The sequence below is a fragment of the Nocardia sp. NPDC051787 genome (assembly GCF_040681325.1).
Lineage (GTDB): Bacteria > Actinomycetota > Actinomycetes > Mycobacteriales > Mycobacteriaceae > Nocardia.
On record NZ_JBFAYO010000004.1, the window covers coordinates 265,654 to 287,606 of the forward strand.

At 65.3% G+C, this 21,953-nt stretch carries 20 protein-coding genes; 3 read left to right on the forward strand and 17 right to left on the reverse strand.

Annotated features, from left to right (window positions below; all coding sequences use genetic code 11):
* Positions 1–24 precede the first annotated feature (24 nt).
* Positions 25–297: a WhiB family transcriptional regulator gene (locus AB0M45_RS06480; RefSeq protein ID WP_364323566.1), complete on the forward strand. Its 273-nt coding sequence runs from the start codon at positions 25–27 to the stop codon at positions 295–297.
* Between the two features lie 173 nt (positions 298–470).
* Entirely contained in the window at positions 471–2,078 is a 1,608-nt protein-coding gene (locus tag AB0M45_RS06485) for a substrate-binding and VWA domain-containing protein (protein ID WP_364323568.1), read from the forward strand.
* On the opposite strand, the gene AB0M45_RS06490 is transcribed toward AB0M45_RS06485, so the two are convergent.
* The 9 genes from AB0M45_RS06490 to AB0M45_RS06530 all read right to left on the reverse strand — a co-directional run bounded on the left by AB0M45_RS06490 (position 2,006) and on the right by AB0M45_RS06530 (position 12,619).
* Positions 2,006–2,452, reverse strand: coding sequence for a helix-turn-helix domain-containing protein (locus AB0M45_RS06490; protein ID WP_364323570.1), 447 nt, complete (start codon positions 2,450–2,452; stop codon positions 2,006–2,008). The two genes, AB0M45_RS06485 and AB0M45_RS06490, sit on opposite strands and share 73 nt — an antisense overlap.
* A 69-nt stretch (positions 2,453–2,521) precedes the next feature.
* The gene (locus AB0M45_RS06495) at positions 2,522–5,818 is read right to left on the reverse strand and encodes a protein kinase (protein ID WP_364323571.1); all 3,297 of its coding nucleotides are present in this window, start codon (positions 5,816–5,818) and stop codon (positions 2,522–2,524) included.
* 230 nt (positions 5,819–6,048) lie between these two features.
* Positions 6,049–6,750, reverse strand: a complete 702-nt coding sequence (locus AB0M45_RS06500) for a hypothetical protein (RefSeq protein ID WP_364323573.1) — start codon at positions 6,748–6,750, stop codon at positions 6,049–6,051.
* Positions 6,751–7,026: 276 nt separating this feature from the next.
* On the reverse strand, positions 7,027–8,154 hold the full coding sequence (locus AB0M45_RS06505; RefSeq protein ID WP_364323575.1) for a Gfo/Idh/MocA family oxidoreductase: 1,128 nt from the start codon (positions 8,152–8,154) through the stop codon (positions 7,027–7,029).
* Positions 8,151–8,924: an N-acyl homoserine lactonase family protein gene (locus tag AB0M45_RS06510; RefSeq protein WP_364323577.1), complete on the reverse strand. Its 774-nt coding sequence runs from the start codon at positions 8,922–8,924 to the stop codon at positions 8,151–8,153. The genes AB0M45_RS06505 and AB0M45_RS06510 overlap by 4 nt, the downstream gene beginning before the upstream one ends.
* A gap of 57 nt (positions 8,925–8,981) precedes the next feature.
* A complete protein-coding gene (locus AB0M45_RS06515) occupies positions 8,982–10,097 on the reverse strand; it encodes an ABC transporter substrate-binding protein (RefSeq protein ID WP_364323579.1) in 1,116 nt (371 codons plus the stop codon).
* A 39-nt stretch (positions 10,098–10,136) separates the two neighbouring features.
* Complete coding sequence (locus AB0M45_RS06520; protein WP_364323580.1) at positions 10,137–10,982, reverse strand: ABC transporter permease; 846 nt, start codon at positions 10,980–10,982, stop codon at positions 10,137–10,139.
* 5 nt (positions 10,983–10,987) lie between these two features.
* Positions 10,988–11,770 (reverse strand): ABC transporter ATP-binding protein, encoded by a 783-nt coding sequence (locus AB0M45_RS06525; protein WP_364323582.1) that lies wholly within the window; start codon positions 11,768–11,770, stop codon positions 10,988–10,990.
* A gap of 90 nt (positions 11,771–11,860) precedes the next feature.
* Positions 11,861–12,619 carry an N-acyl homoserine lactonase family protein gene (locus AB0M45_RS06530; protein ID WP_364323584.1) on the reverse strand — a complete coding sequence of 253 codons (759 nt, stop codon included), beginning with the start codon at positions 12,617–12,619 and terminating at the stop codon, positions 11,861–11,863.
* Positions 12,620–12,684: 65 nt separating this feature from the next.
* Here AB0M45_RS06530 and AB0M45_RS06535 point away from each other — a divergent pair, with 65 nt between their 5' ends.
* Complete coding sequence (locus AB0M45_RS06535; RefSeq protein ID WP_364323586.1) at positions 12,685–13,455, forward strand: IclR family transcriptional regulator; 771 nt, start codon at positions 12,685–12,687, stop codon at positions 13,453–13,455.
* Positions 13,456–13,462: 7 nt separating this feature from the next.
* Here AB0M45_RS06535 and AB0M45_RS06540 read toward each other — a convergent pair whose 3' ends face one another.
* The 8 genes from AB0M45_RS06540 to AB0M45_RS06575 are packed head-to-tail and all read right to left on the reverse strand — an operon-like array spanning position 13,463 to position 21,888.
* The gene (locus AB0M45_RS06540) at positions 13,463–14,746 is read right to left on the reverse strand and encodes an acetyl-CoA hydrolase/transferase C-terminal domain-containing protein (RefSeq protein WP_364323588.1); all 1,284 of its coding nucleotides are present in this window, start codon (positions 14,744–14,746) and stop codon (positions 13,463–13,465) included.
* Positions 14,743–15,813: an NAD(P)-dependent oxidoreductase gene (locus tag AB0M45_RS06545; RefSeq protein WP_364323590.1), complete on the reverse strand. Its 1,071-nt coding sequence runs from the start codon at positions 15,811–15,813 to the stop codon at positions 14,743–14,745. Before AB0M45_RS06545 ends, AB0M45_RS06540 begins: the two co-directional genes overlap by 4 nt.
* Positions 15,810–16,598 (reverse strand): enoyl-CoA hydratase-related protein, encoded by a 789-nt coding sequence (locus AB0M45_RS06550; protein WP_364323592.1) that lies wholly within the window; start codon positions 16,596–16,598, stop codon positions 15,810–15,812. Before AB0M45_RS06550 ends, AB0M45_RS06545 begins: the two co-directional genes overlap by 4 nt.
* Positions 16,599–16,611: 13 nt before the next feature.
* Positions 16,612–18,129 carry an AMP-binding protein gene (locus AB0M45_RS06555; RefSeq protein WP_364323594.1) on the reverse strand — a complete coding sequence of 506 codons (1,518 nt, stop codon included), beginning with the start codon at positions 18,127–18,129 and terminating at the stop codon, positions 16,612–16,614.
* Positions 18,126–19,604 carry an aldehyde dehydrogenase family protein gene (locus AB0M45_RS06560; RefSeq protein ID WP_364323596.1) on the reverse strand — a complete coding sequence of 493 codons (1,479 nt, stop codon included), beginning with the start codon at positions 19,602–19,604 and terminating at the stop codon, positions 18,126–18,128. The genes AB0M45_RS06555 and AB0M45_RS06560 overlap by 4 nt, the downstream gene beginning before the upstream one ends.
* Before the next feature lie 27 nt (positions 19,605–19,631).
* A complete protein-coding gene (locus AB0M45_RS06565; RefSeq protein ID WP_364323598.1) occupies positions 19,632–20,447 on the reverse strand; it encodes a glucose 1-dehydrogenase in 816 nt (271 codons plus the stop codon).
* Complete coding sequence (locus AB0M45_RS06570) at positions 20,444–20,899, reverse strand: OB-fold domain-containing protein (RefSeq protein WP_364323600.1); 456 nt, start codon at positions 20,897–20,899, stop codon at positions 20,444–20,446. The genes AB0M45_RS06565 and AB0M45_RS06570 overlap by 4 nt, the downstream gene beginning before the upstream one ends.
* Positions 20,896–21,888, reverse strand: coding sequence for a thiolase family protein (locus AB0M45_RS06575; RefSeq protein WP_364323602.1), 993 nt, complete (start codon positions 21,886–21,888; stop codon positions 20,896–20,898). Before AB0M45_RS06575 ends, AB0M45_RS06570 begins: the two co-directional genes overlap by 4 nt.
* Positions 21,889–21,953: the final 65 nt, after the last annotated feature.

The following is a 21,953-nucleotide window of genomic DNA, read 5'->3' on the forward strand; positions in this document are numbered from 1 at the left end:
GACCCGAGAAAGGAGAAGATCGCGATGACGCGCACCGCGACCACCGTCGTCACGGAATTGACCCTGGCCGACCTGCTCCCGCTCTCGGACTCCCGAGGGTGGCACCGGGCGGCCTGCCGTGGCGACCCGAACCACGAAGCATGGTTCCCGTACCCGTCACAGGACTTCGACTACGCGCGGGAAGTCTGCGCGGGCTGCCCGATCCGGGACGCGTGCGCCGATTTCGCCGCCCGCACTGGACAGTCCGGTGTCTGGGGCGGGCACGAGTTCGACCGCGGCCGCGTCATCCGCCGATGAGGTCCGCCGTCGCGCCGTCGGGCGCGGCGGCTCCTCCCAAGGATCTCGCCGGGCACTTGCGGTGCCGAAAGAACCTCACCGAGTCCGCTCGGTGCGGGTGACCATACACTGACCGCGTGGGCACTCATCGCAGCGGAACCAGATCCCGAGGCGTCAGCAAAGGTCCGGTTATCGTGTTGGTTGCCGTTGCGTTGCTGGCCGCGATCGTCGTCGGCTGGTTCCAGCTGCGTGATCGCGCGGCCGACCAGGACACTGCGGCGGCGGCCGAGTGCGTGGAGGGGCCGGCGACGCTGCACGTGACCGCCGATCCGAGCATCGCGGCACAGGTGCGGGCCGTCGCGGACAGCTACAACGCGACCCAGCCGAAGGTGCGTGACCACTGCGCGCGTGTGGCGGTGACCGCGCAGCCATCCTCCGCCGTCGTCGCCGCGTTCACCAGCGGTAAACCGTGGGATCAGGCGCTCGGTCCGCAGCCCGCGCTGTGGATCGCCGATTCGACCCGCTCGATCGAGTCCATGCGGGTGCCCGGTCTGATCGAGGGCACGCCCGTGCCGGTGGCCGCCAGCCCGATCGTCCTCGCGGTGCCGGAGGAACTGCGCGGCGCGCTGGAGCAGGCCGAGATTTCCTGGGCGGACCTGCCGCGCCTGCAACAGGGGTCGCTGGGTGAGCTCGGCCTGTCCGGCTGGGGCGGCCTCCGCATGGCCGTGCCGTCCGGTGACGCGACGCTGGCCGTGGCCACCGCGGTCGGCTCCGCTGTGTCGGGCGCCGATCCGCTCACCGAGGATGCCGCGCGGTCCGGTCAAGTGGTCGCCGCGATCTCCGGGCTCGCCGTCGACGCCCCGCAGGCCACCGACACCACGTCCGCGGTGGCGACGGTCGCGGCACAGAACGGGGCGGTGCACGCGGTTGCGGCTACTGAGCAGCAACTGAAAGCGCAGCCGGGGCTCGCCGCGTTCCGGCCCGCTGGGTCGGCGCCGACAGCAGACTATCCAGCCGCGCTGATGTCCGGAGCCTGGGTGGACAAGACGCAGAATCTCATCGCCGGGCGGTTCACCGACTATCTGCGCAAGCCGGAGCAAGCGCAGATCTTCGTCGCGGCCGGTTTCGCCAGCGCGCCGCAGGCGCCGAACAGTTCACCATCACGCGCGGCGCTCGACAAAGTGCGCGCCACGCTCGCGAACCCGGTTCTGGGCGTGCAGGCCACGGTCCTGGTCGACGTGTCGGCGTCGATGGGCACCACCGAGGGGGCCAAGACGCGACTGGCGAACGTCGTCGCCGCCCTCAACTCCACGATGACGGTCATGCCGCCCGACTTCGGCCTCGGCGTCTGGGCGTTCGGCAAGAACCTCGACGGCACCGATCCGTACCAGGTGGCGGCGGCCACCGCCGCGCTCACCGACGACCAGCGCACGAAGATCGCTACCGCGCTGAGCACTCTGCGTCCCGGCGAAACCCGTTCCGACGAGGCCTATCCCTCCCTGATCGCCGCGTACAAGAGCGCCGTCTCCGGTTACGCGCCGGGCCGCACCAATTCGGTGCTGCTGATCACCGACGGACCCGACGACGACTCCACCGTCACCGGCCCCCAGCTGGCCTCGAGCATCACCGCCGCGATCGACCCGGCCCACCCGGTCCGCATCGACGTGATCGTGCTCGGCGGCAACGGCACCCAGACCCTCCAGGCGCTCGCGCAGCAGACCGGCGGCAGCTACACCCGCCTGGCCATCTCCAACGACCTCGGCTTCGGCTCCGCCGTCGTCAAGTCGCTCACCACGCCGTAGGTTCGCCCGCCTCTCCGGGTCTTTAGGCCGTACCAGTCGGGGGCCGCAGACTGCCCCTGGCGTCTCGCAAAGCTGACTGAATTCGCCTGGGGTTCAACTTCGCAATGTTTTGGAGATGGGTCGGTGGTGTGGAGTTGGTACCGGCGGGTGGAGATATCGTAGCCGAGGAGTTCACCGGCGCGTTTGACGCGGTAGGCGACGGTGTTGCGGGAGACGTGGAGGCGGCGGGCGGCGGCGAAGGGGGCGCTTTCTTCGTCGATCGAGCGCACGTGGCCACATCGCGCACACGGCTGAGCACGGGCGTGCTGATAGCAGCTGAAGCAGCACGGTTTTCCCTCCCACAGGCGGGTGGCCGGCCGGGTCTTGCCGCACACCGCACTGAGCGTCCAACGCTTCTTCTTCGGCGGGCGCTGTCAGCACTCCCGCGATGCCCGAACCATCGGTCATTCGCGCTCGTCATGTCTCTGCTCTACCGCCCAGGCCGCGATCTGTGTTCGCGAGGTAAATCCCAATTTGGCGAGGATGTGTTCCACATGTCCGTCCACCGTGCGGGGAGAAATCACCAACCGGGCGGCGATCGCCTTGTTGGTCAGCCCTTCAGCGACAAGGTCGGCCACTTCGCGCTCACGCTTCGTGAGGCTCGATGACAAGCGATCAGCTGGTGCGTCGGCTCGAGGTTGCTCGCCCAATGCGAAACGGACCGCAGCATCGAAACTCATCGCGGTGCCCTCTTGACGGGCCGCCCGGTATGCTTGCACGCCGAGTGCCTCGCGAACGCCTTGCTCGCAATCCTCATGGTAGACAAGCAAACTGCGAAACAGGATGCTCGAGCCGCCAGCCATACGGCCCAACCCCTCGGCGGTACCCAATAACACGGCCGCGCGCCGCACATCCCGCTCCTTGGCTGCGACCCAGGCAAGCATCTCAGAACAGCCCGCTGCGACGAGCGGATCGGCCACTATTCGGGACAGCCGAACAGCCTTTTCCAGCATGTACGCAGCGCGGTCGTATTCACCGTGCTGCCAAACGCCGAGCCCTGTAGCCCACAATACATACGACCGAAACACAGTGTCCCCCCGAGACTCGGAGACGGTGAGGGCCTTCTCGAGGCAGGCGAGGCCCCGCGCTGTATCCCCTTGTAACTCGTGAGCCCATCCGAGGGTGATCAGCGCTCGCATGTGCACCGTGAGTCTGTGCACCGAGAGCTGACCCCAGGCATCGAATATTTCGACGGCCTCGGCGATACGGTTGCTCGCGCGAGGCAGATCACCGCTCACGAGAGCGAGGTACCCGTCGGCGTTGGCTAGCAGGGCGATGCTCATAGGGTCGGGCGTCTGCTCAACCAGGGTTCGAAGCTCTGCAACTCGGCCGGTTGCGCCCGCAAGGTCACCTTGTATCGCGGCCAGGAGGCTGGCCGTATAGAGCGCCTTGGCTCTGTCCGCACTCGGCCCACGGGACGAATCGCCCAGCACACGGTCGCACCAGCGGCGGCCCTCGGCGAGCCGCCCACGCAGGATCCAGAACGAGTACAGAGCAGCGGCGATCCGCAACCCACTTTCGTCGCCATGGGACCGGCTGAATTCCAGCGCCTTCCGGAGATTAGGCAGCTCTTGCTCGAGCCGGGCGATCCACTCGAGCTGGCGTGGGCCGATCCACTGCGCATCCGCCTCGAGTGCCAACCACTCATACCAGTCCCGATGCCGACGACACAGCTCCGGATACTCGCCAGCCGCCTCGAGCCGATCTCTGCCGTATTCCTGCACGGTATCGAGCATTCGGAAGCGGGCAGCTCCGTCGGCTTCCTCCCGGATCACGATCGACTTGTCCACCAGGGCGGACAACGCATCGAGCAACTCCGGCTCGGACGTGCCATTACTGCACACCTTCTCGGCGGCGTCGAACTCGAAACTGCTCGCGAACACCGACAACCGCTCCCACAACCGCTGTTCGACCGGTGTGCACAGGTCATAACTCCAGCCGATGCACCACCGCAACGTCTGCTGGCGTGTCGGTGCACCCCGACTGCCACGGGTCAACAACGCATACCGATCGTCGAGCCGTGCAAGAATCTGTTGCACCGACATCGCCCGCAGCCGCGCCGCCGCCAACTCGATCGCTAACGGCAACCCATCCAGCCGAGCACAGATCCTGGCAACATCGAGCCGGTTGCCCTCGGTCAACTCGAAGCCCGGCACCGCGGCAGCGGCCCGCTCGGCGAACAACGTCACCGCGTCGTAACGGGCCAAACTCCGCAGCGACGGATCGCTTTCGGGGTCCGGAACCTCCAGCGGCGACACCGGATATACCGACTCCCCGCCGATACCCAACGCCTCCCGGCTGGTCGCCAGAACCCGCAACTCCGGGCATGCCTGCAACAGGGCCTCGACCAACTTCGCTGCCGCATCCACCACCTGCTCACAGTTGTCCAACACCAGCAACAGATCGCGTGCGGACAAGAACTCCGCCAGCACCTCGAGCATCGGCCTGCCAGCCTGGTTCCGCAGACCAAGAGCGTTGCCCACAACATCGGCCAGCAAGGTTGCATCACGCAACTTACCCAAATCGACCAGCCATGCCCCGTCAGGGAAACCGTGCTGTAATTTGCCTGCGGCCTGCAGTGCGAGTCGTGTCTTACCCACCCCCCCAATTCCGGTCAATGTCATTAGACGCGACCCCGCCAGCACATTTTTCACCTCCAACACCTCGGTGCGCCGCCCAACGAAGCTGGTCAACTCGAGCGGCAGGTTTCCCACCGCCTTTCCACTCACTGAATCGGAGAGCCGACTACGACCGCGGCGTCCGACCTGGACGGTCACACGATCCGCCTTCTGTTCAGCAGCAAATTCCCTTGGCAGAGCCATCTGCTCGACCCCGAACCCGTGAGCGAGCTGCACTCGCTGCAACTGCTCGCCCAACACCGCAGCCGTGGGACGCTCATGCGGGTCGCGAGACATCGCCGCCTCGATCACCGCGCTCAAGTCCTCGGGGAGTCCGCTCTCGCGCAGGTCCGGAACCGGCTGTGTGGTGATCCGCAAGAACTGCGCTATCACCTGCTCACCACTGCGGCGTTCGAACGCCGCATGCCCGGTAAGCGCGCAAAACAACGTGGCACCGAGTCCGTACACGTCCGCGGCACGGCTCGCTCGATCCCCCCCGAGCACCTCGGGGGCGGTGAACGCCGGTGAACCGGTGACCGCGCCGGTCGCGGTCTCGAACGCATCGGCGATGTGGGCGATACCGAAGTCGGTCAGCGCCGGCTCGTCGTAGTCGGTGAGCAGGATATTCGCTGGTTTGATGTCCCGGTGCAAAACTCCGGCCCGATGTGCTGCTTCCAGCGCCCCAGTCAATTTCACCCCCAGACGCAGTACTTCCTCCACCGACAGCGGACCGCCACCGCGGATCCGGGCGTCGAGGGAACCCTGCCGGTGGTAGGGCATCACCAGATAGAGCCGACCGGTCTCGGTTTCGCCCACCTCGAGGACACCAACGATATTCGGGTGTCCCGTCAACCGACCCATCGCCCGCTGCTCGCGAAAGAACCGCTCCCGATTCTCCTCCAGTTCACCGGTCAGCACCTTCACTGCCACGGTGCGATCCAAACCGAGCTGGGTACAGCGATATACAACACCGAACCCACCCCGCCCGATCTCCTCGGCGTCCTCGAACCCGGCCGCACTCAACTCCATGACGGCATCAATGCCGACATCGCGCTGTGTCTTGAAAGAATCGCTCTCGACCATCAGCTACTCGCGGTACACCCGTTAGTGCACAGCAACCAGAATATAACTGCCCGTCCTGCGTTGCACAGGCTACGCACAGACACGGAACATGGTCACCATGTCGGCGAACGAGCAGGTCCTCGCGGCGGCGCCGAGGATTCCGACCGCCGAACCCGGCCGACCCCGCCCGGCCCGAGGGCCGAACGGGTCGGGTGTCTCCCAACGAACTCCGCCGAGATCGTCCCCACTACCTACTTCGCCGGTGCTATCGGCGGTTCGGAGATGGTGGCGAAATACTGAATAACCGCACCGATCGCAACCGGGGCGGCCACCAGCAGCTGGCCCGCGACGGTCCCGACCGCGCCGACCGCAATAATGCCACCCAAGCAGCCGATTGCCGCGGCCGGAATGAAGGCGCCGAACAGGCCGACGATCGCGGCCGCTGCGACGGTCGCGCCGGCGATGCCACCCAGGACACAGCCGACGGCGGCGCCGCCGAGGCCGCCGATCAGGGTGCCAAGCGTGGCACCCATGGCAATGGTGCTGGTCATCCGGGTCCAGGCGGCCTGCTCGCGGTCGTACTCGGTCTTCCACGGCGCCTTGTCCTCGAACGGCAGCGCGACCGGCTTGTAGACCGCGTGCGCCATGTCGAACTGCGGGGTCAGCGTCGCCGTGCGACTGGCGATATCGGCGACGATCGGGAATTCGAAGTCGTCGACCCGAAACGTCAGTGGCATACCTGCGAGCGTGGTGCCATCGCCGGACTTGATCTTGAAGATGCCGTCTTCGACGACCATTGAACCGGCATCGATTTGGACGATAGACTGGCTGTCGGTGGCGCTGGCCGTGAAGCCGACCGCGCCATCGTTACCATCGGCCTGCGCGCCGGCCGAGCCGGACGCGATACTGAGTGCGACGACCAGGCCCGCCGCCACCGTTACGATTTTCCTCATCTCTGTTTTCTTTCCTCTCGGCTATCTCATGGAGGTTGGGCGTGCCGAGTGCGCCCGACGCCGGGCGCGGATCGCGCCGGCAGGTCTCTACGCGACGGTGTACCGTGATAACCATGTGCAGGCCATGGATTCCAGTCGGCCAAAGAATCACGGTAACCGTTGTTCTTCAGCGGTAATCCGTAACTTTGGGCCTGCGGTACGCGGTCCGCCGTTGAATCGTTGTAGGTGTGGCGGTCTTTCCGCCTGCCGCCTCGATTCGAGTCAGCCGCTTACACGTCACAGAGCGAGGGCGGCTGAATTCGGTTCGGACGATCGTGCCGATGGCGTCGCCGCACGTTCGGCAAGCTCTTCAATCGAGTCGAGGAGTTGCTGCATGGTGACGGCCCGGGTGAGTGTGGGTACGGCATCACGGGGTATTCGGCCCGCAATGGCGCCGAGGATGTTGCGGTAGGCGATCGCGACGTTGAAGCCCGCATGATCGCGAGGCAATTCGACGCCAGCGGCAGCGTCGAGGGGCTGTAGCTCCTGACTACTGCCGTCGATGTCGGTGATAACGGCGCGGAGAGCGCTGAACTGCGGTTGATCTCGTGCGGTCACGAGCAGGGACGCTTGTGTTCCGAGGATTTCGATGCTGGATCCCGGCCTGGTCGAGGTTTGCGACAGCTGTACGGTCACTGGGATACCACCGATCTCGAGCTGCGCCACAAGATTGTCTGGTGCGTCGCGCGCCAGCCGCTCGCCCGTCTCGAGCACAGTGAAGTAGTCGACGGCGGACCACAGCACGGCGTGGTGGACTGGTCCCGGCTCACCGAGCAGCGCCACCATCATGTCGAGGCTGTGTCCGCCTTGAATGCTGAGAACATTCGCCGCGGCGGACCGGTGCCGGAGGTGCGCGCGGTGCTTGGGCCGGGGCACGAGGCCCTGTGGCAGGAAGACCTGCAAGTTCGCCCGGAGCGGCTGCCCTATTCGGCCGGCGGTGATAGCGGAGGAGGCCGCACAGATTTCGGGTGCCAAGCGGCCCTGCAGTCCCACCACGTGGATCTGTTCCGGGTGCTGAGCTGAGAGATCGGCAAGCGCCTGAGTTTCCGCAACGTCGGCGCCAAGCGGCCACTCGCAGTAGAGATGTTTTCCGGCACGGATCGCGGTCTCTGCGATCTCGCGGTGCTTCGAGACCCGGACGGTAACCGTCACCAGTTGCACGGCCGGATCGGCAAGCGCGTCGTCGAGTGACGCTGAAGCAGGGACACCGTATGCCTCCTCCGCGCGCGCCGCCGACTCGGGCGACGAGGTGACCAATCTGGCCAGGCGCACGCCCTCTGTCGCCGCCAGCGCAGGAAGGTGTGCCGCGCCGCTCCACTGATCGGCGCCTACGCCAACGACGGCTACTCCGAGTTCCGCACTCATTGGAAGATCCTCGATTCGGCTCGCAGAGCCAGATATTGCGGGTGGTCGTGCTGCACCCAGAGTTCGGCCCTCTCCTCACGCAGCAGGGCCGCCGCCGCTTCCAGACTGCGTGCTGATTCTTCGGGGAGATGGTTCAGCACCGGCGGTACCACCCGATTCTCCCAGTTCTCCATCGTGTGCACGAGGTCGCCAGAGATCAACACGGATCCGCGCTCGGGTAACCGCACCAGCAGCGACTGGCTGCCGACGGTGTGACCGGGTAGCCGCTTGATCACGACTGCGCCGTCGCCGAACACGTCTTCGTCGCCGTCCAGGAGCTTGGTGGGCAGGTCACCGATTACGGCGTAGTCGTCGGGGACATAGCCATGGTCCCTCGCATTGGGGCCGAACGCGGCATAGTACTCGTCGCACTGCGACACGAGCGTCGATCGGGTGAAAAGGTCGACGTTGCCGACGTGGTCGGGATGGAAGTGGGACAGTGCTAGCAGTTCGATCTCGTCCGCTGGATGCCCGGCGGCCCGGAGCTGCTTCGCGAGAGGCTCCGCGACAGTGAAGAGGGCGTGGTTGGCGACGAGAATCGGGTCTGCGCCGGCCAATCTGTCGCCAAGACCGGTGTCCCACACGAGGGTGCGACCGTCATGGACGACGAGATAGACCGGAACCGACAGCGTCCGGCGACTGTGCGGTGAAGCGGCGGGGTCGTAGATCGACCAGTCGAGTATCTCGATGGTTCCGCCGTCGAGGATGTATATCTGGGTATCTGAAGACATGTGGTCCTTCGTTCGGTGCGTGCCAGGCTTGCCGCGTGTCAGTAGGTGCACGAGGAGTCAGCGGGCGGTGACGAATCCCATGTCTTTCATTGCGTCGTTCGTGAGCTGCATGTCGATCAGGGCGCCGTAGGCGACGTCGCCTTCGCCGACCTTGCCGCCATCGACGAGGCCGTTGCGGACCCAGGCGCCGAGCGCCTGCTCGGTGACGATCGGAGATTGGAACGATGGGCGGAGCCGACTCCAGGCGTGGTCCCATACAACGTCATCGAGCGAACCGAATCGAGTACGTCGCAACAGCTTTCCCGCGGCGGCGAAGTCGTCGTTAAGAGCCCGCATGGCCTTTACCTCTGCTCGTGTAGCCGCGGCGTAGGTGTCGCGCCTCTTCTCGAGGTCCTCCCCTCTGACGACCAGCGTCATTCCTTGCAGTTCGTCAGCTTTTGCGATCTCGCCGGCCTGTGCAGTGAGTAGGAGCACCGCGCCGCTTGCCACCATGGCTGTCTCTCCCGCTGGTGGAACACCTACGTAGCCGTCGATGTCACCATTCCCCAGTGCCGCGAGGCAATTGGATGCGGTTTGGAGCGGGACGATCTTGGCGCCGCCGTCGATACCGGCCTGGCGAAGGGCCATTCGGCTGTAGGCGTCGGTCTGACTGCCAGGTGCGGTGATACCGAGGCGGAGATTGCCGATCCTGGCCAGAGCAGTTTTTCGCTGGTCGAGCGGGCTCGACTCGGTAACGCCGGCACGGTCCGCGGCGGACGCGGAGATCACCAGTGAGCTCGGCATGTTGTTGGAGTGTCCCATCACGATCTTGAGGTCCCGCCCCTTGGCGAATGCCGAGATCGTCTCGCCGGGAGTCGCGCTCAGCGCGTCCCCCGCGCCGGAGAGCAGGCCGGTCAAGGCCGCAGGTCCTCCGAGCAGCAGAACTCGCTCTACCTCGAGGCCCTCATCCTTGTAGTACCCTTCGTCCTCAGCAAAGTAGGAGACCGCCCAGACAACTAGCGGGTCCTTGGACGGCTGGACGATCCGGTACCGTCCGCTGCCCGAGCCTCCGCCATCGTTGCTACACGCCGCGATGAGTGGTGAGGCGGCAACGGCCATGCCGGTAATGCCGAGCATGCCGAGGAAGGACCGTCTAGTAGGATTGAACGTCGTGGGTTGAGCGGTGGGTTGCACAGCGATTCCTTGAGTGCGTTGAGGGGTAGTACGGATGATTCAGTGGTCGACGTGGCGCCAGCGCAATGTTTTCGCTTCGATGAGCGAGACCAAGTACGTAAGCCCGAGACCCAGTAGCGTCGTCACGAAGATCGCGCCGAACGAACCGGCGGTGTCGTATTGGTTGGCCGAGACCGAGATGAGGTAACCCAAGCCGTCGTCCCCGGCGAACATCTCGGCGATGACAGCGCCGATCAATGCGAACGGGATTGACATCTTCAGCCCTGCGAAGACCCACACGAGCGCCGACGGCACCAGCACCTTGCGTACAGCTTCCCTGTGCGATGCCCCCATCACCCTGATGACATCGATGAGGTCCCTGTCGACGTCGCGCGCGCCGGCGAAGGTATTTATGAAGACCGGGAAGAACACCAGAGCCGCAGCGAAGAGCACTTTGGTCTCGAACCCGATCCCGAACCAGAGGATGAACAGCGGGATCAGCGCAACCCGCGGGATCGAGTTGACACCAACAAGAAACGGGTCCAGTATTCGCGCGATAAGTGGGCTGACACCGAACACTAAGCCGACCAGGATGCCGGTGATGGCGCCTAGGCCGAAGCCGAGTGCGGTCTCGGAAAGAGTCGCGACAATGGCAGGCCAAAGCAGGCCGTCGTCCCAGAATTTCTGCACGGCGGCGGCGATGGCGGACGGGCTGGAAATCCAGAACTTGTCGATTATCCGGCCACTGCAGAGTTCCCAGAGCCCGAGAGTCAGAATGATGATCACCACTCGCGATCCGGCGACCACAAGGTTCTCGCGGCGTCGACGGCGGATGCTCGGATCGACGACAAAAAGGTTGTCGGAGGCAGATTTCGCCGCCTCGACGGCAGTCTCGGTCGTGGTCATTTCAGTCAGCCTCGTTCCAGTTGCACGACATCGTCGCGGAGTGCGTCCCACAGGGACTCGAAATACCGCCCGAAATCGGCGGTGAACCGGATCGAGAAGACGTCCCGCGGGCGGGGGATGTCTATCTGCTGCAGCGTCTTGATCCGGCCAGGCCGAGCTGACATCACCACCACCCGGTCGGCGATGGAGATCGCTTCAGCCAGGTCATGGGTGACGAATACAAGGGTCTTGCCCGACCCCTCCCACGCCTTGAGCAGCTCTGCTTGGAGTACCAACTTCAGTTGCGCATCGAGCGCGCCGAACGGTTCATCCATCAACAGTGTCTCCGGCTCGCAGACGAGCGCCTGAGCCAATTGCGCCCGCTTTCGCATCCCACCGGATAGTTCGGAGGGATAGTGGCGCTCGAACCCTTCGAGTCCGACCAGCTTCAGCGAGGCCGCGATGCGTTCGCGGATCTCCGACCTGCCGAGCGGTGCGCCGCGGCGCAACTCCAGCGGCAGCCGGATGTTGCCTTCGACGGTCCTCCATGGCAGCAGATTGTCCTTCTGGGTGACATAGCTGACCTTGGTATTCACGCCGGTCACTGTCTCTGCCTCGTAGCGGACCTCACCCAGCCCAGGTTCCATCAGACCAGCGGTCAGGTTGAGCAGAGTCGACTTGCCGCAACCGCTCGGGCCGACGATCGCGATGAGCTCCCCGGCCCCAATCGACAATGTGACGTCCTGCAGCGCATGGACTCTGGTGTCGCCCTTGAAGAAGACCTTCGAGACGTTGTCGTACTCAATCACATTTCATCCTTCAATCGTGCGCATTACGCACATTTTGTGCTCTATTCACCCGCCTATCGTCATCCGTGATGCATGTCACTGTCAAGTGGTTCAACGAAATGGGGCCGTCCTGCGCAGCGCCTCCATCTGCGCGCGGTCGTGCTGGACCCAGATCTGGGCACCCTCGGACACCGCGAGTCGATCGGCCGCCTCAAGGCTCGCCACGGTCCGTTCAGCGTCCATATTGAGCGCCGGAACCGCCCGTGACCGCCAATTCGCCCGCGAGTGCGCCAGGTCGCCCGAGAGCAGGACGGGCCCGGTCTCCGACAGACGCACCAGGAGGGCTTGGCTGCCTATCGTGTGTCCCGGAAACCGCAACACCACCACGCTGCCGTCACCGAACACGTCATGGTCTCCGTGCAACTGCACCTTCTTCATCGCCACGGCCGCGATGCATGCCTGCGGGTCGTAGCCCATCGCGTTGGCGCGCGGGCCCGTCGCCACTTCCAGCTCGTCGTCTTGCACCAGCAACGTGGCGTTACCGAACAGCGCAAGATTGCCCACGTGGTCGCGGTGCAGGTGCGAGAGCCCGACCAAATCCACATCGTCAGGTGTGAATCCCAGATCGGCGAGCTCGTCCCTTAGCGCACGCTCGACATGGAAGACCGCACGGTCACCGACCGGCATGCCGTCCGGTCTGCTGCGCGCGGAGTCCGGGAGGCCTGTGTCCCACAGCAGTACGCCGTTCTCATGCACGATCAGGAAGCAGGGATCGGAGAGCGAGCGTGAGCGACCAGGCGGCGCCGACGGGTCGAACGCCGACCAGTCTCGAATGTCAATGGTTCCACCGTCGAGAATGTGAAGGATCATGGCGCGAGCATAGATATAATGTGCGTATTGCGCACGTATTGTGCTTACGATCTGGGAGGTAGGTCATGACGACCATCGACAATGACGAGAACCGACAGCAGACCCGCCGCTCCGGTGTGCAGTCGGTCGACCGGGCCTTCGCGGTACTCGATGTCCTGGGCCACTCGTCGGAGCCTTTGACCGTGCAGGAAGTGGCAAAGCGCGGCGGCCTCGATCGCACTGTCGCCCACCGCCTCCTCAAAACGCTCAAGTGCCACAACGCGGTGGTGGAGAGCAACGGAAGCTATCGACTTGGTCCGCAAACGGTGTTGATGGCGACCCGCTACACCGAGTCGCTGTTGGTACGCCGCCTGGCGCTACCGTACATGTTGGACTTGCAGATGAGGGAGCTCGTGGACTCGCCGATCACGGTGAACCTCTCGATTGCGGTCGGTGACGTCTCGGCCGTGGTCGAGCGGATCTGGACGCCCACGGCGCCACTGGACCTAGTCATTAGTTCCGGCGATTTGTTCCCCCTCGAGCGCACTGCCACCGGTCGCAGCATCCTGGCCGTCCTCGACGAGAGTGAGGTGGACGCCGCGATCGGCACCGACCGCCACGCGTCCGTCAAGGAGATCCTCGCCGAGACCAAGGCCAACGACGGCGTCGCCATCAGCCGCAGTGAAGCGATTCCGGGCGTGGTGGGACTCGCAGCGGCGATCGTGGCTCCGGGCGGGAAACCGGTCGCCGCTATCGGTATCTCGTGTCCGGAGCCCCAGTCGATCCTCGCGCCGGACTCCGACATCGCGGCCAAACTCGCGCGCAATGTCCGGGCGATCGGCCGGATGCTGCCCTGAGCGTCTGTTAGTGGGTGCCGACCAACCGCGTTGCCTCCTCGCGTAGCCGCGACCGGTCCTCCGGATGTGCGATTGCGATCATCCGCTCGACCCGTTGTTCGAGGGTTGCTCCCCGAAGATGAGCGGCCCCGTACTCGGTCACCACCACGTCTGCCTCCGACCGTGGTGTGGACACAATCCCCGAGCGCAGCAATGGCACGATCCTCGGCTCCTGGGTACGGCGCGTCCTCGCCGGTAGGCCGATAATCGAGCAGCCGCCGGGACTGGCGAGCGCGCCGCGAGCGAAGTCGGCCTGCCCGCCGATCGTTCCAATGTAGCTGCCGTGGGCGACTTCGGCGCCCACCTGCCCGGTGAGGTCGACCTCGAGGGCGGAGTTGATCGCCGTGAACGACGGCATCGATGCCAGCACCGCGGGATCGTGCGTGTAGGTGACGGGCTCGATCCGCAGCGCCGGATTGTGGTCGGCGAAATCGTACAGGTCGGAGGTTCCGGCAAGCAGACCGGTGACGCTGACGCCGTGGTCCCGGGTCTTTCGACTGTTGTCGATGGCACCGCTACGCAGCAGCGCCAGCACACTGTCGCCTATCACGCCGGAGTGCAAGCCGAGGTGCTTTCGGTCTGTGAGAAGCGTCGCCACTGCAGCCGGTACGCCGCCGATACCGAGTTGCAGGGTGGCGCCGTCACCGATGTGCTGCGCGACACGGCGGGCGATCTCGCGGTCCTCCGGCGTCGGTTCCCGCTCACGGACCTCGACGAGCGGCCGGTTCGACTGCACCATGAGAGAGAACGCGTCGGCCGGCAGCACGGTGGACGAGGTGGGCCATGGTGCGTTGGTGTTGACCTCCGCAATAACTGTTCGTGCCTGCGCGATCGCTTCGTGCACATAGCCATTGACGGCGCCGAGCCTGTACTCCTTGCCGCCGTTGTTGCTTACCTGCAGCACCAGGACATCGACGCGAACTCTGCCGTTGCGCAATAGTCGCGGTACCTCCGAGAGATTCACGGGTATCACTCCGAGCCGGCGCTGCGCAGCCAGCTGCTGGGTGCTACCACCAACGGCACCGAAGCCTATGAAGCTGATGACGTCGGCGTGGGCCGGAGTCACCAGGCCCGCGTAGCTGGTCCCGAGCAGCACGCGAAACTCACCAATGGCGTGACGCTGCTCGAGAAGCCGCTCTACGAGCGAGACCGGTTCGGCGGCACCCTGGCTCCAAGCCACGAGGTCCCCTTTTCGGATCCAGTTGGTGAGGTCGATCTCGGAGGCGTATGGGAGACGGTCATCAACGCTCATGGGCGGCCTTCTCGGACGCTATTGAGTGACCGTATAACGCCCTGCGCGACAGTCCGGACCTCGGCGAGTGCGTGGGACCGCAGACCGCCCGCAATGTGGGGGGTGAGGATGACATCCTCCATCGCGAGCATCGGGTCGGCCGGTGGGCGCGGTTCCTTCGCGTGGACGTCGAGGGCCGCTCCCCGTATGTGACGTTCGCGGAGCGCGCGGATCAGGGCGGCCTCGTCGATCAGCGACCCGCGCGCTACGTTCACAAGAAACGCGTCAGGGCGCATGCGACGAAGGAAGTCGCCGTCGACCAGTGCCCTGTTCGCCGGCGTACCCGGTACATGGAGCGAGATCAGGTCCGATTCGGCCAACAGCTGATTTCGGTCGCGCCAGGTGACGCCGAGCTGCCTCTCCACTTCCGGGCTGCGCCGGGCACGTGACCAGTAGTGGACGTGCACGCCGAGGGCGCAGAGTCGGCGAGCGACGCGAACGCCGACCTCGCCGAGCCCGATCAGGCCGACCGTCCGCCCCTGCAGCGTGCCCAAATCCGCAAGCCCCGCCCAGTTGTAGCCTGGCTCGGTACCCCCTGTATCGCTCGGTGTCCGCGCCGCCCGATCGGCGGCGCGCAGACCATGCACGAGCGCGAGCATCAGTAGCACCGTATGCTCGGCGGTCGCCTCCAACGATGGTCGCGGAACGCACTCGACGGTGACGCCGTTCGCCGCCGCCCACGCCAGGTCCACTGTGTCGGCCTGATCGCCCAGCTTCTGCACGTGGCGCAGCAGCGGTAGCCCCGCCATCAGCTCGGCCGTCACCGGTGTTCGCCGTACCACCAGGACTGTGGTATTCGGCGGCGGGTTTCCGACATCGCCGTAGGTCGTCGGTGGGCCCACCAGGTCGACGCCGTCAAGGGGCGGGGTGTCGAAGACCAGGTCAACGTCGAGCCGCTCGGGGCGAAGGAAGTCCTCGAATGCCCTAACGGTTGTGGCGTCGCGGCCTTGGAGCAGGGCCATGGCGAGATTGAGCACGTGGTCGTTGTCGATGAAACTGACTACGTCCCGGGTCGACGTGTGGTTCACGGCATGGCCGCCCGGAAATCCGGAGTGCGCTTTTCACGCAGCGCGTTGCCGCCCTCCCGGGACTCGTCGGTACGCAAATACAGCGCCAACCCCTGGAAGGCGAGCTGCCCGATACCACGGATGTGCTCGGTGTCGGCATTGAATGAACGCTTAGCGAGCGCGAGTGCGGTAGGACTTTTGGCGTTGATCTCCGCGCACCAGATGCGCACCTCCTCGTCCAGCTCGTCGTCGGAAACGACCGCGTTGACCAGGCCCATCTCGAGGGCCTCGCGAGCGGAGTACTTGCGGCACAGGTACCAGATCTCGCGCGCCTTTTTCTCGCCGACGACTCGTGCTAGGAGTGCGGTACCGAAACCCGGGTCGACCGACCCCATTTTCGGCCCGGCCTGCCCGAAAACGGCGGTCTCGCTGGCGATAGCAAGGTCGCACAAGGTCACCAGCACGTTCGCGCTGCCGATCGCGTACCCCCGCACCTTGGCGATGACCGGCTTCGGGGCATCCCGGATGGCCGTCTGCAGGAACTCCACGCCGTTGCCGACGATGCCGACGCCGGTGCCGACGCGGTCGCCCTTGCTGACAGCGGAATCCCCGCCGACGCCAAACGCGCGGTTACCGGCCCCGGTCAGGACGATCACTCCGATCTCGCGGTCCCATGCCGCGCGGTTTACGGCGTCGGTCACCTCGAGGTAGGTCTGTGCCGTGAATGCGTTGAGCCGGTGCGGCCGGTTGAAAGTGATAGTTGCGACGCGTTGGTCAACGTCGTAACAGATGTCTTCGTAGGTCATGGGATTTCTCCGATCAGTCAGTTGGAGATGCGGTCAGCTCTTCCACCAAGGCCGTCTTGAGGACCTTCCCGTAGGCGTTCTTGGGGAGATCGGACCGCAGCACGTAGCGCCGTGGACGTTTGAAGCGCGCAAGCTCCCCGAGGCAGTGGGCGTCGAGCTCCGCAGGCTCGACCCCCGATCCCTCGGTCGCCGTCACGACAGCGACGACAACCTCACCCCATTCGTCGTCGGGCAATCCCACTACAGCAGCCTCGTCCACCCCCGGGTGCCGCAGCAGCACATCCTCGACCTCGCGGGGATAGACGTTGGAACCGCCGGTGATGATGACCTCCTTCGATCGCCCTCGCAGAGTCAGGTAGCCAGCATCGTCGAAGGAGCCGAGATCACCCGTGCGCAGCCAACCGTCGCGCAGCGCGCGTTCGGTGGACTGAGGGTCGTTCCAGTAGCCCGCCATCACGGTCGGGCCGCAAACCTCGATCTCTCCAGTCTGTCCGGTCGCCAATGGACGACCCGCCTCGTCGACGACGCGCACCGACACGACGGCATGTGGCGTACCGACCGAGGACAACCGGACATCCAGCGTCTGCTGGTCAGAGTGGACGTGCTGCTCCTTGCGTAGCGCACAGATTGTCATCGGGCTCTCACCCTGGCCATATATCTGAACGAGGCAGGGTCCAAAGGTCCGCAGCGCCTGGTGGATATCGCTGAGGTACATCGGTCCGCCACCGTAGACGACGGTGTGGAGGCCGGATCCGAGCCCGCGGTGCTCGCGTGCGGCCCGCACCATTCGGCGCACCATGGTCGGCGCAGCGAACAGCGACATGCTGCCGAGCCTCGCGGCGAGGCTGAGCACCTCGACGCTGTCGAACCGGCGCGAGCGCGGGAAGACATGCCGAGCACCCGCGAGGACGTGGACCGGTGCGTACAGACCAGCCCCGTGGGACATCGGCGCAGCGTAGAGGTAGTGCCGGTCGGGATCCACGCTCGAAACGTCGGCAAGATAGCTCATCGATGTCGCACACAGGTTGCCATGGGTGAGCATGGCGCCTTTGGGCGGCCCGGTGGTTCCGGAGGTACAGAACACCCAGGCAAGGTCGGTGTCGGCACGTGATTGCGGTCCATCGTCGACGGTCTCGACACCGCCGGTGGCGAGATTCCGCAGTCGCTCGACCGACGTCTGGTTACGGACCTCCCCTGCCGGGAAGTCCTCGTCGACCAGTAGCAGCGCAGCCTCGAAGTCCGCGGCAACGCTGGCGATCTCACGGTGGTGGAGCTTGACGTTGACCGGCACCACCACGGCACCTGCCCACCACACGGCGAGCATCGCAACCAAGTAGTCGGGTTGATTGCGCGCACACAAGACGACGCGATCGCCGGGGCGGATGTCGAACCGGCCACGAAGCACGGCAGCGGCACTGCGGCACCGATCCAAGAGCTCGTCATACGTCCACAAGGGATCCGTACCGTCGAGCACCGCCACGGCCCCACCTCGGTCCCGGGCGGCCGCTCTCAGCCATTCCGCAATGTTCATAGCTTCACTTGCACCGTCTTCAGCTCGACGAACTCGTCGAGACCGGCCCGGCCGAACTCCCGCCCGAATCCGCTCTCCTTGTAGCCACCGTGCGGCATATCGTCGATGCCGGCGGTGTTGTAGGCGTTGACAAATACCTTGCCGGTTCGCAGCGCCTTCGCGACCCGGAACGCCCGGCTCACGTCGGATGTCCACACACCACCAGCGAGGCCGTACCGCGTGTCGTTGGCGATCCTCACCGCGTCGCGCTCGTCCTCGAAGCAGATCACGGCCAGCACCGGGCCGAAGACCTCCTCCTGCGCGAGCCGGGAAGCATTGTCGATGTCCGCGAACACGGTCGGCGGCACGAACCGCCCGACGCCATCCGGCGGGACCGGCGCGCTCAGCCCGCCATAGACCAGCCGGCCCTCCTCGAATCCCGTCTCGATGTAACCGGCGACGCGGTCGTATTGCGCGGGGGTAATCAGCGGACCCATCGTGGTGTCCTCAACCGAGGGATCACCGAGCCGCTGCTTGGCAGCCTGCTCGACCACCATCGCAACGAAGTCTTCGTAGATCTCACGCTGGACGAGCAACCGCGAGCCAGCCGAGCATTGCTGGCCGCTGTTGAAACAGAAAGCGGTGATCGCCGTGGAGGCGGCTTCATCGAGGTCCGCATCGGCGAAGACGATATTCGCCGACTTACCACCGAGCTCGAGCGAGACTCGTTTGACGTTTCCTGCAGAGGCGGCGAGGACCGCGCGGCCACTGCCCGTGGAGCCAGTGAACGCGATCTTGTCGACCAGATCCGATGCCGCCAAGTGCGCACCGACGACTGCCCCACCCTCGATATCGGACGTCAGCAGATTGAAGACGCCGTCCGGAAGACCGGCCCGGCTCAACAGCTCCGCGAACAGCACCGACGGGCCGGAGCACAGCGGCGAGGGCTTCGCCACCACAGTGCATCCGGCAGCCAGCGCCGGTGCCGCCTTGTTGACCAGGCCGAGCAGCGGGAAGTTCCACGCAGTGATCAGCCCGGCCACTCCGACCGGCTCCTTGATCACGAGGCCGAGTGCGGAGTGGTTCCGATCGGTAACGGCGGTGCCTTCGTCGCTCAGCGCCAGCCCGGCGTAGTACTCGAGTGTCCGCACCGCCCCGACCACCTCACCGCGGGCGAGGCTGATCGGCTTGCCGGACTCGATGACCATCAGCATCGCCATTTCGGGCGCGTGTTCCTCGACCAGCCGGGCAACCCTCATCAGCACATCGTGTCGGGTGCGACTGGTGCTCCGCGGCCAAACACCGGTGTCGAAGGCGGCACGGGCAACCCGGATCGCCGATTCAGCGTCCACAGCATCGGCGTTGGCATACGTCCCGGCGATCGAGCCGTCGTAAGGATTGATCCGGTCGAAGGTAGCCGCGGACGACGCCGGACGCGGCTGACCTTCGATCCAAAGGTCGAAGCCGCGGGTTCGCGGCGTCATTGTATGGGTCATGTGGTCTCCTGGTGGTCTTGCGAGCGGTTACTTGTGGGTGAGGCCGCCATCGACGACCAGTGTCTGGCCGGTGACGAACTCAGCGGCGGGCGAGCAGAGGAAGATGACCATTCCGGCCAGATCGGCCGGAATCTCTTCCCGCGGAATGCATTGCTTCTCGATCAATCGCGCCTTGCCCGCCTCGGTGACCGTCTCTCGAGGGACCTCGTGGAATGTCCCGCCCGGCTGCACCGCATTAACTGTGATTCCCGACGGTCCGAGTTCGCGCGCCAGCGAGTTGGTCAAGCCGGCCACCGCCGCCTTCGATGCCACGTAGTGGAGGTAGTTCGGTACGCCGAGTGGGACGGCGCCCGAGGCAATGTTGATGATCCGCCCCCAGCGTGCCTGGCGCATAGCAGGGGCGACCGCGCGGGCGCACAGGAAGGTCCCCGTGACGTTGACATCGAGGACAGCGCGCCACTCGTCGATCGGGATCTCATCGAAGGGCCGCATGGTGAGGCTGGAGAAAATCGCGGCGTTGTTCACCAACGCATCGATCCGACCGAACTTGGATATGGCGTGCTCGACGAGGTTCGCGACCGAGTCTGCGTCGGAGACGTCGACCTGGACAAAGCACGCCGTGCCCCCTGCCGCCGTGATCTCGGCGGCGACGCTCTCGCCTGCTTCCTGGTTGATCTCGGCGATCACGGGAATTGCACCCGCGGCGCCGAACTGCCGCGCGTACTCGCGGCCGATCCCCTGGCCACCACCGGTGATGATCACTACTCGGCCAGCGACATCGAAATCTCTTCCGCGCGTGAGCAAGTGGGTTTCCGTGGACTGGTTGGGTGCGGCAGTGGTCATCGTTCTCCTTCTAGATCGTGTGATGTTTCGATGGGAGGGCCCGAAGCAGGGACCCAGTTGAAGATCTGCGTCGGCTGCGCTTCCAGGTCGGCGTGTTCAAAGACGAGACGCATCGGCATGCCGTGCCGAAGTCGGGCGCTCTGGTCACCGCCGAGATGTCCCGCGAACATAGGGCCCTCTGCGCTGCGAACTACGACAACCGTGTAAGGGATTGGAATCATGGGAAAGTACGGCCGCCGGAAGACCGTCCATGCCACCAGCTCTCCCGCTCCGGACAGCTTTCGCCACCGAACGGCGGGTTCGAGTGTCCTCGGGGCGACCGCTGCGGGTGGAAATACCAGTTCCCCGGTGACGGGGTCCTCCGGGAGCCGCAACTCGCCCTCCGCCACGAACTCCCAGAGCTTATCCTCGTACCATCCCCGCACGCGGGGTGGACGCGCCGAGGCGGTCATGCCGTTGCTCCCGCATACACGATGCTCGTCGTCTTGCCTGCGACGTCGGAAATGAACTGCGTGTGTCGGGCATCGGGCACTTGGCGGTCGCCAGCGTCGCCGCGTGCCTGCCGGACCGCCTCGACCTGGAGATTCCAGCCCTGCATGTAGCTTTCGGCGAGATGACCACCAGAGGTGTTGACCGCCAACCGTCTGCCAGGCCCGAGGGCACCTTCACGGACAAGTGCGCCCGGATCACCAGGCGGGCAGAACCCGAATCCATCGAGAGCCACCGGAACATGAATGCTGAAGCTGTCGTAAATTTGAACGGCGCCGACGTCCTGGGGGCCGATGCCAGCCATCTCGTACACCTGTGACGCCGCCTTCCGATGCGATGGCAGATAGAAGTCGAGCAGCCTCGGAGCGAGGCTGGTCGAGCGTTCGTTCTGGTCACTGCGCCCGATCCCGCGCACGCTGACCGGTCTCGCATTCAGCGTCGCCGCGCGCTCGGTCGTCGTCATGATGAGCGCGACGCCTCCGTCGTTGATCAGGCAGTAGTCGTGCCTTCGCAGTGGGTCGCAGATCGTGGGCGCCGCCAGATAGTCCTGGAGACCGAGTGGCCGTTGTAGTACGGCATGGGGGTTGAGTTCGGCATATTGTCGCTGCGCCACAACGTAGCCGCCGAGTTCGGCTTCGGACAGCCCGTGATCGGCCATGTACGCGTTCGCCATCAGCGCGTAGAGGGCTCCCTGTGATGTCAGCCCCCATGGCGCGAAATAGCGGTAGGCCAGGTGCTTATCCGTGCTTACCGCCGACGGCCCGCCGTACTGAGTTCCGGCGGCACGCTGGTCGTTTCCATAGACCAACGCGACACACTCAGCGAGCCCTGCATGCAGCGCCATTGCGCCCTTGACTACGGCGCTCGCCGCGTCTGCCTGATCGGCCCAGGTCGTATCAAGGCCGAGTACCTCACCGAGGCGTTCGATGGCCAGCGGCGGCCCGGCGATCAAGCCGTCGATGTCGGAGAGCCGCAGCCCAGAATCGTCCAGTGCTGCACGCAGAGCGCTGGCGGCGT

What these genes read in the sequence shown, in the direction of transcription:
- AB0M45_RS06480 (WP_364323566.1), top strand. Translation starts at nt 25, where the DNA reads ATGACGCGCACCGCGACCACCGTCGTCACGGAATTGACCCTGGCCGAC.
- AB0M45_RS06495 (WP_364323571.1), bottom strand. Translation starts at nt 5,818, where the DNA reads ATGGTCGAGAGCGATTCTTTCAAGACACAGCGCGATGTCGGCATTGAT.
- AB0M45_RS06500 (WP_364323573.1), bottom strand. Translation starts at nt 6,750, where the DNA reads ATGAGGAAAATCGTAACGGTGGCGGCGGGCCTGGTCGTCGCACTCAGT.
- AB0M45_RS06505 (WP_364323575.1), bottom strand. Translation starts at nt 8,154, where the DNA reads ATGAGTGCGGAACTCGGAGTAGCCGTCGTTGGCGTAGGCGCCGATCAG.
- AB0M45_RS06510 (WP_364323577.1), bottom strand. Translation starts at nt 8,924, where the DNA reads ATGTCTTCAGATACCCAGATATACATCCTCGACGGCGGAACCATCGAG.
- AB0M45_RS06520 (WP_364323580.1), bottom strand. Translation starts at nt 10,982, where the DNA reads ATGACCACGACCGAGACTGCCGTCGAGGCGGCGAAATCTGCCTCCGAC.
- AB0M45_RS06530 (WP_364323584.1), bottom strand. Translation starts at nt 12,619, where the DNA reads ATGATCCTTCACATTCTCGACGGTGGAACCATTGACATTCGAGACTGG.
- AB0M45_RS06535 (WP_364323586.1), top strand. Translation starts at nt 12,685, where the DNA reads ATGACGACCATCGACAATGACGAGAACCGACAGCAGACCCGCCGCTCC.
- AB0M45_RS06540 (WP_364323588.1), bottom strand. Translation starts at nt 14,746, where the DNA reads ATGAGCGTTGATGACCGTCTCCCATACGCCTCCGAGATCGACCTCACC.
- AB0M45_RS06550 (WP_364323592.1), bottom strand. Translation starts at nt 16,598, where the DNA reads ATGACCTACGAAGACATCTGTTACGACGTTGACCAACGCGTCGCAACT.
- AB0M45_RS06555 (WP_364323594.1), bottom strand. Translation starts at nt 18,129, where the DNA reads ATGAACATTGCGGAATGGCTGAGAGCGGCCGCCCGGGACCGAGGTGGG.
- AB0M45_RS06560 (WP_364323596.1), bottom strand. Translation starts at nt 19,604, where the DNA reads ATGACCCATACAATGACGCCGCGAACCCGCGGCTTCGACCTTTGGATC.
- AB0M45_RS06565 (WP_364323598.1), bottom strand. Translation starts at nt 20,447, where the DNA reads ATGACCACTGCCGCACCCAACCAGTCCACGGAAACCCACTTGCTCACG.
- AB0M45_RS06570 (WP_364323600.1), bottom strand. Translation starts at nt 20,899, where the DNA reads ATGACCGCCTCGGCGCGTCCACCCCGCGTGCGGGGATGGTACGAGGAT.